Here is a 12,955-nt window from a genome sequence, read left to right as displayed (position 1 = left end):
CCGTAAGCACAACATTCTCCTGGTACACCCCGCCGAAGGCGTATTTCCTCGACTCGATGAACCCCAGGGAAAGCATTACCGAAATGCTTGCAACCCATATCACCAATGCAACAACACCAAGTCCCCCGTCTTTCGCCTTTAAATTAAATACAAGTTTAATGCCGCCGTATATGATCGACACGAGCGGTATGATCACGGCAAAGAATAGAGCAACCAGGAATACGGTGAGGTTGACCGGCTCAACAAAAGCCGACAGGAACTGGCTCAGAGGGAAAAAACTGCCGCTGAACCAGCCGATGCTGAAGATGGTTGACTGGAAAAAGAACACCCCAAGGAAGCTCATCAGAACCACAAAACCGGCAAACACAAGTGCCACACCAACCAGTATCAGCACTATCCTGGCAACGACCAGGAATATCCTTCCTATAACCTGAAAAATCTCTTCGACCGAAGAGCGCGTCCTTTTGTAGCCTTCGCTCTTCTCAATGTTTTTCCAGTTGGCTTTTACATCCTCATACTCCTGTTTGACACCCTTCTCTATATTCGAGATGGTGACCTTCTCTCCCCTCATCTCAAGCTTCTGGGCTATGGAGATGGCCTTGGGTATGGCAATCCACAGTACGATATAAACAATTCCCCATACACCACGTCCCAGGATGAACAGGATGACAAACAGAATTCTTAATATAACCGGGTCGATCCCGAAATAGGCGCCAAGTCCCCCGCAAACGCCTCCCAGCACAGAGTTGTCAGGATCCCTGTAAAGCCTCTTTGAAGTCCTTGTTGTCCGCCTGGCCTTCTTTGCACCGCCTTCAGATTCGCCTGCAATCTCTTCAGCCTCTTCAACAAATTCACTTGGATCGCCCATTATTGAAGTTACTTCTTCCACATCTTCAAGGGTTATCGCCTCCTTCTTCTTTTCAGAAACCTTTGCCTGGAAAAGTTCGGCCATCCGGGCTTCAATGTCGTCAACAATCTCGTTGCCCCCATCCTTTTTACTGAAGTAGAGTTCGACCGATTTCAGATAGCTGCTGAGCCTCTCATATGCATCCTCATCAATATGAAAGATCACTCCGCCTAAGTTTATTTTTATTGCTTTCTTCATTTCAGTTGGGTTTTATGATTTTGAACGGCTCCTTTTCCGGTTAATTGAATTTACCGCAGTGATAAGGTCCTCCCATGACTTGTCCAGCTCTACAAGGAATTCCTTACCCTTTTCGGTAAGCGTGTAGTATTTCCTGGGAGGGCCCTGCTGCGACTCCTCCCACCTGTAGCTCAGCAGACCCGCATTTTTCTGACGGGTAAGCAGTGGGTACATGGTGCCTTCTACAACTATCATTCTGGCATCCTTCAACTCATTTATGATGTCTGAGGCATATGCATCATTCTTTGCAAGTAATGACAGTATGCAATACTCAAGCACCCCTTTCCGCATTTGCGCTTTAGTGTTTTCGACGTTCATGTTTTTTGATTTTAATTCAGATCTTCAGGTTCTTCTTTACATTCTCAAACTCTTCCTTTACAGCCCGGCCAATGCTTGAGATATTGACCGCCTCTCCTTTCATCTCCAGCTTCTGGGCAGTGGTAACCGCCGGCGGAACAACCAGCCACAGAATTAAATATATCAGCACCCCCGAGAACATTCCAATGGTAAGAACTATAAAAATTATCCGTATCCACACCACATCAACGTTCCAGTATGCCGCAATCCCGCTGCACACTCCGCCAAGCACCCGGCTGTCAACATCGCGGTATATCCTGCGGCTCCCTCCTGCAGCATGGCTGCCGGCACCGGCATCAGACCCGCCGCCATTTTCATCGCCACCGGCATTCTCGGCAATATCTTCAGGATTGCCCATCACACCAATGACGTACTCAATATCTTTAAATGTAACCGGACTGGCAACAGACGACCGGCCCTGGGCAAGAAGCTCTGCAAGCCTTGCCTCTATATCATTCATTATCTCTCCCTTCTCCTCCTCATCAGGAAAATGGTTCTCTATCCGGTCAAGGTACTTTCTGAGCAGTTCGTAGGCATCTTCGTCAATGGCGAAGACCGTGCCTCCAAGATTTATTGTAATGGTTTTTTTCATACTTATTATAGATATTCATAATACCTGCCATTGCATGCTTATATTCATTGCAAAGATATATCATTTTTATATTACTATGCAATACATAGTACTAAATTTTTTTAAATTATTTTGCCCGGCAGATTGTTAAGCTCTGAACACCTGACTGTTGCCTTCTGAAAAAAATTTGCTATTTTTATCCGGATGCTGCCCGGCGGCAAAAACCACCGGTATCAGTCATTCTGATCCGGGCCGGCGACAGAAACCGCCGGGAACAGTCATCCTGGTTTGGGCCGGCGACAGAAACCGCTGGTAACAGTCATCCGGCCGGCGGCAGAAACCGCCGGAAACAGTCATCCGGCTGGCAGCAGAAATCACTGGTAACAGTCATCCGGGCCGGCGGCTGGTGCATTGACCCGCCGCGCCCCTGCACAACCGGTTAAAAAACAATCATCATGGCTACCTATACCGGCAACATAAGAAAGATGAGATCGGCGCTGACCGATCCGGTCTCCTATTCTCTCCCTTTCGGGGAAGAGAACGCCGATATGAATGTTCTTATAGGCAGCGAGCTGTCGCTCGAATACCTGGGAGAGATCCACTGCATTGGCTGCGGACGGAAAACCAGCAAATCATTCGCACAGGGATACTGCTATCCCTGCCTTCTCAATTCTCCCGAAACCGATAAATGTATTCTGCACCCCGAGCTTTGCGAGGCCCACAAGGGGATATCGCGCGACATGAAATGGTCGGAAAAGCACTGCCTGCAGGAACACATAGTCTACCTGTCAGATACTACCGGACTGAAAGTGGGTGTTACCAGGTTCTCCCAGGTCCCCACCAGGTGGATAGACCAGGGGGCCACACGGGCTGTCAGGATCGCCAGGGCGCCCGACCGTTATACCGCCGGCACCATCGAGGTGTTCCTTAAGGACCACTTCCGCGACAAGACAAACTGGCGCAACATGCTTATGAACAGGCAGGCCGAAAAGCCCGACCTGGCGCAGGAGAAACGCCGGGCATCAGCAATTCTTGAAGAGAGGTTCGGCCGTTACCTGGTTGACGACAATGAGGTCACCAGCGTTAACTTCCCCGTAAGGGAATACCCTTTAAAAATAGTTTCGCTCACATTCGATAAAACACCGGAGATAAGGGGCACGCTGACGGGAATAAAGGGCCAGTACCTGTTACTTGACGGGGGGAGGGTGCTGAACATCAGGAAACACAACGGATACAAGGTGCGGATGGTAACCGCCTGACAGGGTCGCCGGCAGTGGGGCGAACAAACTAACCGGCGGTGCAGGCTGGAGGCACATACGGCTGCCCGAAACGATTGCAAAGCAGAATAGCTGACCGGCAGTGCAGGCTGGAGGCAGATGATTACCCGGCAGGCTGCAGCGGCGTCAGTCCGTTATGCTTAAAAACATCCTTAAAGCGCGGATTTTTACCAGTTGGTATGACATAAAAACATATTTTTGCAGATGTGCCGTTATTTTAACGGTAAACTTTCCGTGAGTTTTTTCTCATGGCAGGGTCCGGAAGACAATAAATCAAATCTAAATATATTCAAATGAAGAAACCCGTTAGAACCATTCCAAGAAGGAAATTTCTGGAGATGAGCATGAAAGGGGGACTGCTGGTAGCTGCCACACCCGCCCTTATGAACCAGCTTATCTCCTGCAGTCCCGCCGTGAACGGTGGACCGGGACTCGATACAGACAAGTCGGTTCTCGACAAGGTAATTGCAAAGGCACTGGCCCAGGGAGGTGAGTTTGCCGATGTTTACCTGGAGAACCGGATATCAAGACAGATCATAATGGAGGAGTCGCTTTTCAGGAGCGGCCTTTACGGTATAAGGCAGGGCGCCGGGGTAAGGGTCGTTGTTGGCGACAAGACCGGGTTTGCCTATACCGATGAGATCACAGAGGAGAACCTGATGAGGGCGGCCGAGGTGGCCTCCTACATTGCCCGCAACACCGACACCATCACTCCCGTGAACATCGCAGGAGCCGAACGTGAATCGTTTATTACGGTGGAGCAGCCGCTGAACCAGATTGCCGACGAGAGGCGGATCGAGATCATGGAGAGAGCCAACCAGGCTGCCATGGACTATGACCCGCGCATAAGGATGGCAAAGATTGATTATTACGACCAGACAAGGGGCAGGGTTATCGCCAACAGCGAGGGACTGTACCTTCGCGATGAGCTGCCGCTCATGTTCTTTATCGTTGAGACAATGGGCGACGACGGCACCAACAGGCACATGTCGCGCGAGCGTATCAGCGAGCATGCAGGATTTGAGATGTTTGAAAGAAACACCCCCGAGTCTGTCGCCCGGCGGGCGGCCAGGGAATCGATCGCCATGCTGGGAGCAGAAGATGCACCGGCCGGCATGATGGATGTGGTAATGGAGAACGGCTGGGGCGGAGTGCTCATTCATGAAGCGGTGGGGCATCCGCTGGAGGCCGACAATATCGCCAGGGGAATAGGTGCATTTACCGGCAAGGTTGGACAGAAAGTGGCCACCGAGCACTTCACAATGGTCGATGACGGTACCATACCCCACATGCGGGGCACCATCAACTACGATGATGAGGGGACACAGGCCCAGCGCAACGTTCTCATCGAAAACGGCGTTCTCCTGGGTTACATGACCGACATCCTGAGCGCCAATCAGCTTGACATGAAACGTACAGGCAACGGCCGCAGGGAAACATTCAGGCACATTCCCATACCGAGAATGACCAACACCTTCATAGAGAATGGCAACGACAAACCTGCCGATATACTGGCCTCGACAAAAAGCGGACTCTATGTACAGAGCCTAAGTGGCGGAAGCGTGAACCCGGTAACCGGTGTTTTCAACTTCACCTGCCGTGAGGCCTACCTCATCGAGAACGGTAAAAAAACAACCCCCGTCAAGGGGGCTACCCTCATAGGATCATGCATGGGAGTAATTTCCAATATCGATGCCGTGGGTGACGACCTCGATTTCGGACCAGGCATTTGCGGGAAGGGCGGACAGTCGGCCGAAGTAACGGCCGGACAGCCAACACTCCGTATCAGGGGAATCAATGTAGGCGGAAGCCGCGTATAATTTTGAATAAATAAAATACAACACCATATGGACTACAAGGAATTAACAGTACAACTGGTTAACAGGTGCCTTCGCCAGGGGGCAGATGCCGCAGAGGTTTATCTTCAGACCGGCAGGAACCTCTCCGTCAGGGTACGCAACGCCGATATTGAGACAATCCAGGAGGCCTCATCAAGCGGTATCGGATTCAGGGTTATGGTAGACGGCAAGATGGGATTCAGCCATTCCAATGATCTCAGCCGCAGCGCCCTCGATAACACGATAAGCCGGGCCATAGCCTTTGCAAGGCTCACCACTCCCGACGACAGCAATGTTCTCCCTTCAGATACCGGGTTTACCGATGTTGAGGGGCTGTATGACCCGGAGATTGCCAGGGTAAGCATGGACAGGAAGATTGACATGGCATTGGCACTGGAGGAGATGGCCATGAAGGACCCGAAGATTACCCACAGCTCGGGAGCATCCTGGGGCGAAAGGGAGGGCGAGGTGTTCATCGCCAACTCCAACGGCATATCCAAAACCTATAAATCATCAATGTGCTCAGTGGGAGTGGGCGTGGTGGCCCAAAAAGAGGACCAGAGGCGTACGGGCTTTGAGTCGAGCAGCCGCAGGTTCTTTGCCGACCTGGAGCCTCTTGAAGAGATTGCTGAAAGTGCAGCACAAAAGGCGTGGGAGCTTCTTGACCCGCGTATGGTATCCACACAGAGAACGGCGGTTATATTTGATCCATCGGTGGCCGCATCGCTGCTCAGGGGCGTCATTGTTGCCATCAACGGCGAAAGGGTGCTCCAGGGGGCCAGCTTCCTGCAGGAATCCATGAACCAGCAGTTCGCCTCTCCGCTCCTTACCATCACCGACGACGGCACCGTTCCGAAAGGATCGGGCAGTTCACCGTTTGACGGCGAGGGAGTGCCGACAAGAAAAAGGGTGCTCGTTGAGAACGGCGTACTCAGGGGTTTCCTCTACAACACACAGGTGGCCGCAAGGGCCGGCACAGAAAGCACAGGTAATGCCTCGAGGGGCGGATATACCAGCCTCCCCGGCATAGGCACACATAACCTCTATCTGGGCACCGGCGACCACAGCCAGGAGGATATCATTGCAGCCACGAATCGGGGACTTCTTCTGAAGGGAGTAACCGGATACGGCATCAACCCCGTTAACGGCAACTTCAGCGGCGGCGCCACAGGCTTCTGGATAGAGAACGGCAGAATTGCATATCCTGTTGAAGGACTGACCATCGCGGGCAGTGCCTCGCAGATCCTTAACGGGATTGACATGATGGGCAATGACATTGACATGAACAGGGCATTCGCCTCACCTACTTTCAGGGTGGCCGAAATGCAGATAGGAGGAGCCTGATCAGGGCAACACACCGGCCGGCGACGATCACATCAGGTTCTGCCTGCAGGCCGGGTAAATGTGCCAGGAGCTCCGCACAGGCCGTACCCCTTGATCAGGGAAGGTCAACGGTGGAGGCCGGCCCCTGCTGGTTCACGGGGATCTGGCTAACCAGGCGTATATCCGAAACATCGGAATAGTCATACTGGTATAGTCCGTCATCACCTATCAGCAGCAATATGCCTCCCGCCGGAATTACATCCCATGCATGTATCCCGGGGAATTCCTTAATAATATTGCTTTTTATCGCATAAGGGTTGGCGGCGTCGTAAACCGTCATACCATTCTCACCCTCGCAAAGGAAGAGGATACCATTGTCTATGCCCAGTCCGTAAGGCTCATCCAGCCAGTGGAAGGCTATCAGCTCAGGCTGTTTGAGATCGCTTACATCGATTATGTCGAGCCGGTTGATACCCCCGCCACAGATGGTGCCTCCCCTGAGGGTCACATAGGCTATATCATCTTCCACCACCACGGGGTCGCATGCCGTAATGTGTGTGTATTCAGACACATATTCAGGTGATGCCGGCTCGGCCAGGTCATAGATAAACATGCTACTGCGGCCCCCTATGAACATCTTGTCACCAAGAATAAATATGGTCTCGATTACAGAATTTACCCCGTGAGACGTCAGCTTCACAGGCATTGCGGGATCTGCAATATTAAAAACATTGATCTTCCTGTCTTCGATCCCGTAAAGGTAGTTATCGAAAATGCCGAACCTTGCCATCGATCCCCCCTTGCCGGCAGCCGTGCCGGTACCCTGCCAGCCCCCCGTTCCACCCGACAACTGCATGTAACCGGTATAGTAGAGTTTTGATCCAAACCATCCGGGAGACGGATACCAGTGCTGGCTTGTCACCCTCTCCCTGCGCCTTTCCATCTCCCATCCGGTAACAACACCTTTGGCAGTGTAAACCTGATCGGCCGGCAATCCGGGCTCTTCAGTTTCGGGGATACTATACGGGAACACATCCTTCAGCCTTCCTGCTTCCCGTATATTTTCCAGGTCGTCAATATCCAGAACAACCAGGTCGGTATAGCTGTCGACGAAAAGATACCGGCCCTTTACCGACATGTCTATATTACCCGGCACGTTTATAAACCCTGCCGCTGCGGGAGCAGCAGGGTTGCTGTTGTCAATAATATGAATTCCCTTCATATATTCGTTTACGAAGATCAGTCCCTTATGCAGATATATCTTCCCGGGACGCGAAAGTTCGGCAGAAGGAACCAGGGCAACTGATTCCCTGAGCTCTTCCCACGACATATAGACCGGCACCATAATGTCATATTCCTGGTACTTCCTGTCCTCACAGCCGGCCAGCGTTAACAGTCCGGCAATAAAGACAATGGCAAAAAGTCTGCTTGAAGACATTTTTTTTGGTTTAAGGGGATGATGCAGTATATTAGTCAAGATTTACGAACTATATAATATATTATAAAGATGCAACTTGTTTAAAAATAGTTGCAACTTTTTATACAAATTCTGCATCTTTATTTTGGGCACATAATTCATGAGACAAATGACAACCCTGCAGACAAATGAAAACCCTCCAGCAAACTCGAGCCATACAACCAGATGATCTCTCTGCGCCCTGCCGCTGCCGCAGTATCAGGGGGATCATCATAACAGCCGTATTGCTGTTCACCTGCCCTGTGCTAATTGGCGCTCAGCCAGGTGACCAGCCGGCCGCAAATGACAGTTCGCCGGGATACCCTTCCGGCTTCTTTTCACAGGCTTCAGCAGGATTCCTTGCCGGCAAGAGTCACCACGGCGACCCTGCGGCCCTGTCGGTCTTTTCCCTTCTTGCAGCATCCAGGGTGAATCCGTACTTTTCATTCGGACTCGGCACAGGGATGGACCTGCTCGAATACATGGCGGCACCAATATACGGTAATATCCACCTGCATCTGCAGGTCGACAGGACATACCACCCATACCTGTTCTTCAGGTCGGGTTACTCTTTCCCACTCGGGAAAGGAGATGACGGTCCGGTTTATAAATTCGACCGCCTCGGGGGGTACATGCTTGGCACCGGTGCCGGCATACTGCTGCCCGGCGACGATGATATCAGGTTCTACCTGCAGGCCGGGTACAGGTACCAGGAGCTCCGCACAGACCGCACCCATACAGATACCGGTGTTGTAATGAACTATTCTACATTCTACAACCGGCTCGAGCTGACCATAGGGGTGTTCTTCAGATAGATCCGGGCCATTCTTTCTATGATAAATTCTGCCCGCAGGCTGGCAGAAACTAAGGGCCCGCAAGAGAACTGATCAAGTTTAAATTATCGTGATAATGAGCATCAATAACTATAAAACATCAGCCCCGTTAATAATTTTGTTCAGCCTGGCAATAACAGCCTCCTTCTCTCAGAATTACCATGACAATGCACCAGGTGTAATACCGGATTTTTCATGGCCCGAAGGTATAGAGATGGCTATCAGCCTTACCTTTGACGATGCCCGCCTTTCACAGGCAGACAAAGGTATACCGTTACTTGATAAATATGATGTAAAGGCTACTTTCTACGTATCACCCGGTGCAATGATGCAGCGTCTGGATGCATGGAAGCAGGCTGCCCGCAACGGGCACGAGATCGGAAATCACTCCCTGTACCATCCCTGTTCCGGCAATTTCCTGTGGGCCAGGGACAGAGCCCTCGAGAATTATACACAGGAGCAGATGAGGCAGGAACTCGATTCTGCCAACAGGCTCATATATGAATTACTGGGTCTTCAGCCGGTTTCATTTGCGTACCCATGCGGGCAGACGTTTGTCGGCCGCGGCATGAATACCAGGAGCTATGTGCCCGTTGTAGCCTCTATGTTCCGCACCGGCCGTGGATGGCTTGGTGAGGCTCCGAATGATCCCTCTTTTTGCGACATGGCACAACTGACCGGTATGGAGCTGGACGGCAAATCCTTCGAACAGATACTCATCCTCATCGAAAATGCCAGAAACAATGGCCATTGGCTGATCCTTGCCGGACACGAAACAGATAACCAGGGCAGCCAGACATCCTACCTGGAAACGATTGAGGCAATCTGCAGGTATGCTTCCGATCCGGCCAACGGCATCTGGATCGATAATGTCGGTAACATTGCCACATACATTACCGGGCAGAGGGGAGAGTAACTCACTTGGTGTCAGGTATCCCAATGAAAAATGTGGCCTTGTTCCCGGCCCGGGAGGAAATGTGAAACATGGACAGGGCTCCGTGGTTAGAATTTTTTGCGATTACAAACTCTTCACATCAGGAATTGCTCAAAATTATCCTTGTTTACAATTTGCTGTTCGGGGTGGTACGCCTGAGTGAAGGTTTTCGAGAATTTTGCCTTTGCTTTTACATTCCATTTAAACTCATAGGCATATATTTTACCTCCCCTCTCTTCAATATAATCAATTTCCTGCTGCTGTGCAGTGCGCCAGAAGTAAGTATTGGCATCCACCTGTTTGTTCATTAGATATTTATAACGCTCACTAACCAGAAAATTTTCCCATAAAATACCTGTATCCTGACGCAGGTTAAGTGGATTATAGTTTGAGATAAGGGCGTTTCGAATACCATTATCGTAAAAATATATTTTTCTGTTTGTACTTATCTCATTTCGTAAATTCCGGCTCAAAGGTTCCAGTCGGAAGATGATAAAGGCTTTCTCCAGCAGATCAATATAGGCTGCTATAGTATCCTTGTTTACCCTCAGGAGATTGGCAAGCTCATTATTCGAAACCTCATTACCCAGCTGTAATGCTAGTGCCTTTAAAAGTTTGGGCAATAATTCTGGCTTGCGTATTGATCGTATCGCCAGCAGATCCTTGTACAAATAGCTGCTGCTAAGCTGTTTCAAAACGGCCTCTTCATTTCCTGTCTGATTGATTACATCGGGATACATACCATAAATCAAACGCTGCTCCAGTTGTTGCCGGGCCTTCAGATATCCATAGTGGGTACGAAATTCATACCAGCTGATTGGCAGCAGTAAATACTCCCATTTCCTCCCCGTTAGAGGTTCATTGATCTCATTTGCTATTTCCAATGATGATGAGCCACTAACCAGTAATTGAGTGCCTTTAATCCGGTCAGTAATTATCTTCAGGCTAAGTCCTATATTCTTAACCCGCTGAGCTTCATCAATAAATACGAGACGATGACCTGAAACAAGCTGCTTAAGATTTTCAAAGTTGGCATCTTCCAGCCTCTCGCGTACAAGTACCTCATCACAATCCAGCAGCAGGAAATCACCAGTTGCCGATGCAATTTTTGTAAGCAAAGTGGTTTTGCCTGTTTGCCTTGGACCAAGCAAGACAATGGCTTTTCCTGAATTAATGCGACTTTTTATTACATTTTCAAGTTGCCTTATTATCATTTTCAGGTTTTGTATTGGCCATTTATTATAATTTTTAGCTAATATAATCGCAATATATCAAAAATGCAAATATCTTAAATGGTTTATAAATGCCGCGGAAGGCGGGTGGAATTTAACCACCATCTGGAATATTGATGAAGGAAACAGCTATCCCTATCTGCTGTGGCAGGAATGACATTAACAGCATAATATGTATGCGGCTGTTTTCTAGGCCGTTAGGTTAAGTCTTGACTTTTGCAATTTATGTCATTATTTAATCACGTTTGTTTATCAAACAATTATATATTAAGTTTATAAACGGAATAAACCATTTGTTTTTTTTGAAAACAGGCACCATTTCTTTTTGATAAACGGCTTTATTCGTTAAGAAATAACCTGAAATATTTAAAAAATTAGAAGACATGAAAGTAGAAGATTGTTTACCGTATATGTCTAAGATGTATTTGGGTAGAATCATTGACAGTATACTAAAAGAAGGTGTTCCAAAAGGAGATGAAAAGCGGCTTAGAGAGCAAATCATACAGAATAAGAATGAACTGGAAAGCGAAGAACGCATTAATTCTTCTCTGAATCTACGTCATGTGAATAGAGCAACCAGGATATTGTTTGAAGAGATATTGACAATTCTGTTGGAGTTGCCAGATATGAAGGCTAGTGATATCTCTCTATATGATATGATAATTAACTATGAGAAAGATATTATAAAAAGAGCCGGGCAGGAAGATGCTTTTAGTTATTCTGATGACAATGCTATTGACATATATCAAACTGTTCTCCAAGTTGCTCTTGAAGATGATGATATTAATGAATTTGAATTTGTGCTTCTTGAAAAACTCAGAATGAAGCTAAAAATCAGCAGAATTGAAAAGCGTTTTGTTGAAACCAGGCTGAAAAAGTTTCCCAAAAGCAACAATAAAACGCATAGCTTGGATGAGTTTAACGAAGCTCTACGCTATCTGCAATCTAGAGGGATCCTGTTCTATTGTAATAAAATGGACAACGGGAATGTTGTTGTGCTGCCTGATGAGATCGCCATTCATATAAAACCAATCCTTGGTTTTGAGATGACATCTGATGCACAACGCAACCTTTATGATAAACTTTCAAGCAAGCAATTATATACTGCTTTAACAAATCAAGAGTTACCTGTTGCCGGCTCCAAACAGGAAAAAGCAGAACGACTTATTCATGTAGGCACAAAGCCATCTGAAGTTCTGGGCGCACTTCAAGTATCTGATATTACTAAAATATGCAAAGGTTTACCAGGAGTTAAGGTGAGTGGAAGCAAGGATGATAAAATTAACAGGATTATAGACTTCTATTGCTCGCTTACCAATAAAGAACCCGAAGAGTCAAAGGATGAGCGAGCGGTTTATTATCAATACTTTGAAGAACTGGCCGCAAGAGATAACAAAACCTTACTGGGCTTGAAAATAATCCAGAGAGATAGAGACATGGAATCTGCTTTTGAGAAAGCAACAACCTATATGTTTGAAAATAAATTCAATAGAGAGCCACTTCAACTTGAAGGAGTAGACCATGCAGACGGAGCAATACTAATGAAGAATGGTGAGCTCCTTTTATGGGATAATAAAGGCAAGGAATCGGTTTACAAGTTTCCTAAATCACATATAAATCAGTTCAAAAGGTATATAAGAGAATCCACGAAAAGGGTCAACATATTTCTTGTGATTGTGCCCAATGTGGATAGAGACGCTTGTACTCAAGCAGCTAGGGAATTGAAATACTCTACAGATACTGATACAGATGTTGCAGTAATTACAGCATCCAATCTAAAATATGTTGCTGAAAACTGGACGAAGTTTGGGAAAAAGAATTTATTTGACATGAAAGTTTTCAACTACACCGGTGTTCTTGACCGACAAACCCTTGACCAACAGATGAAGTTAATATTAAAATGAGTATCCTTATTAGCTTAACACTTTTTTGTAAAGTAGAAATTTCACAGTAAATAATTAGTAAAAATATAGCACTTTCTTTAGTTATT

The 12,955-nt window shown here is 47.9% G+C and carries 11 protein-coding genes; 6 read left to right on the top strand and 5 right to left on the bottom strand.

What is annotated here, in order from left to right:
* The 3 genes from EA408_02790 to EA408_02780 all read right to left on the bottom strand — a co-directional run.
* The coding region (locus EA408_02790) for a PspC domain-containing protein (GenBank protein ID TVR74456.1) at positions 1–1,105 on the bottom strand (1,105 nt) is incomplete at its 3' end.
* Positions 1,106–1,117: 12 nt separating this feature from the next.
* On the bottom strand, positions 1,118–1,462 hold the full coding sequence (locus EA408_02785) for a PadR family transcriptional regulator (GenBank protein ID TVR74455.1): 345 nt from the start codon (positions 1,460–1,462) through the stop codon (positions 1,118–1,120).
* 16 nt (positions 1,463–1,478) lie between these two features.
* Positions 1,479–2,093 carry a PspC domain-containing protein gene (locus EA408_02780; GenBank protein ID TVR74454.1) on the bottom strand — a complete coding sequence of 205 codons (615 nt, stop codon included), beginning with the start codon at positions 2,091–2,093 and terminating at the stop codon, positions 1,479–1,481.
* A 434-nt stretch (positions 2,094–2,527) separates the two neighbouring features.
* Between EA408_02780 and EA408_02775 the strand changes: the two genes are divergently transcribed.
* The 3 genes from EA408_02775 (at position 2,528) to EA408_02765 (ending at position 6,531) form a co-directional block, all read left to right on the top strand.
* Positions 2,528–3,331: a DUF2797 domain-containing protein gene (locus tag EA408_02775; protein TVR74453.1), complete on the top strand. Its 804-nt coding sequence runs from the start codon at positions 2,528–2,530 to the stop codon at positions 3,329–3,331.
* A 311-nt stretch (positions 3,332–3,642) separates the two neighbouring features.
* On the top strand, positions 3,643–5,169 hold the full coding sequence (locus EA408_02770) for a TldD/PmbA family protein (protein TVR74452.1): 1,527 nt from the start codon (positions 3,643–3,645) through the stop codon (positions 5,167–5,169).
* A 27-nt stretch (positions 5,170–5,196) separates the two neighbouring features.
* A complete protein-coding gene (locus tag EA408_02765; protein TVR74451.1) occupies positions 5,197–6,531 on the top strand; it encodes a TldD/PmbA family protein in 1,335 nt (444 codons plus the stop codon).
* Between the two features lie 94 nt (positions 6,532–6,625).
* On the opposite strand, the gene EA408_02760 is transcribed toward EA408_02765, so the two are convergent.
* On the bottom strand, positions 6,626–7,948 hold the full coding sequence (locus EA408_02760; GenBank protein ID TVR74450.1) for a hypothetical protein: 1,323 nt from the start codon (positions 7,946–7,948) through the stop codon (positions 6,626–6,628).
* A gap of 167 nt (positions 7,949–8,115) precedes the next feature.
* Between EA408_02760 and EA408_02755 the strand changes: the two genes are divergently transcribed.
* The gene (locus EA408_02755; protein ID TVR74449.1) at positions 8,116–8,781 is read left to right on the top strand and encodes a hypothetical protein; all 666 of its coding nucleotides are present in this window, start codon (positions 8,116–8,118) and stop codon (positions 8,779–8,781) included.
* Between the two features lie 94 nt (positions 8,782–8,875).
* Complete coding sequence (locus tag EA408_02750) at positions 8,876–9,715, top strand: polysaccharide deacetylase (GenBank protein TVR74448.1); 840 nt, start codon at positions 8,876–8,878, stop codon at positions 9,713–9,715.
* A gap of 113 nt (positions 9,716–9,828) precedes the next feature.
* Here EA408_02750 and EA408_02745 read toward each other — a convergent pair whose 3' ends face one another.
* Positions 9,829–10,947, bottom strand: coding sequence for an ATP-binding protein (locus EA408_02745; protein ID TVR74447.1), 1,119 nt, complete (start codon positions 10,945–10,947; stop codon positions 9,829–9,831).
* 401 nt (positions 10,948–11,348) lie between these two features.
* Here EA408_02745 and EA408_02740 point away from each other — a divergent pair, with 401 nt between their 5' ends.
* Positions 11,349–12,869, top strand: coding sequence for a hypothetical protein (locus tag EA408_02740; GenBank protein TVR74446.1), 1,521 nt, complete (start codon positions 11,349–11,351; stop codon positions 12,867–12,869).
* Positions 12,870–12,955 lie beyond the last annotated feature (86 nt).

This window comes from Marinilabiliales bacterium, assembly GCA_007695015.1.
GTDB lineage: Bacteria > Bacteroidota > Bacteroidia > Bacteroidales > PUMT01 > PXAP01.
This window is presented reverse-complemented; position numbering and strand designations above follow the sequence as displayed.

What these genes read in the sequence shown, in the direction of transcription:
- EA408_02760 (TVR74450.1), bottom strand. Translation starts at nt 7,948, where the DNA reads ATGTCTTCAAGCAGACTTTTTGCCATTGTCTTTATTGCCGGACTGTTA.
- EA408_02740 (TVR74446.1), top strand. Translation starts at nt 11,349, where the DNA reads ATGAAAGTAGAAGATTGTTTACCGTATATGTCTAAGATGTATTTGGGT.
- EA408_02770 (TVR74452.1), top strand. Translation starts at nt 3,643, where the DNA reads ATGAAGAAACCCGTTAGAACCATTCCAAGAAGGAAATTTCTGGAGATG.
- EA408_02785 (TVR74455.1), bottom strand. Translation starts at nt 1,462, where the DNA reads ATGAACGTCGAAAACACTAAAGCGCAAATGCGGAAAGGGGTGCTTGAG.
- EA408_02755 (TVR74449.1), top strand. Translation starts at nt 8,116, where the DNA reads ATGAAAACCCTCCAGCAAACTCGAGCCATACAACCAGATGATCTCTCT.
- EA408_02745 (TVR74447.1), bottom strand. Translation starts at nt 10,947, where the DNA reads ATGATAATAAGGCAACTTGAAAATGTAATAAAAAGTCGCATTAATTCA.
- EA408_02765 (TVR74451.1), top strand. Translation starts at nt 5,197, where the DNA reads ATGGACTACAAGGAATTAACAGTACAACTGGTTAACAGGTGCCTTCGC.
- EA408_02750 (TVR74448.1), top strand. Translation starts at nt 8,876, where the DNA reads ATGAGCATCAATAACTATAAAACATCAGCCCCGTTAATAATTTTGTTC.
- EA408_02780 (TVR74454.1), bottom strand. Translation starts at nt 2,093, where the DNA reads ATGAAAAAAACCATTACAATAAATCTTGGAGGCACGGTCTTCGCCATT.
- EA408_02775 (TVR74453.1), top strand. Translation starts at nt 2,528, where the DNA reads ATGGCTACCTATACCGGCAACATAAGAAAGATGAGATCGGCGCTGACC.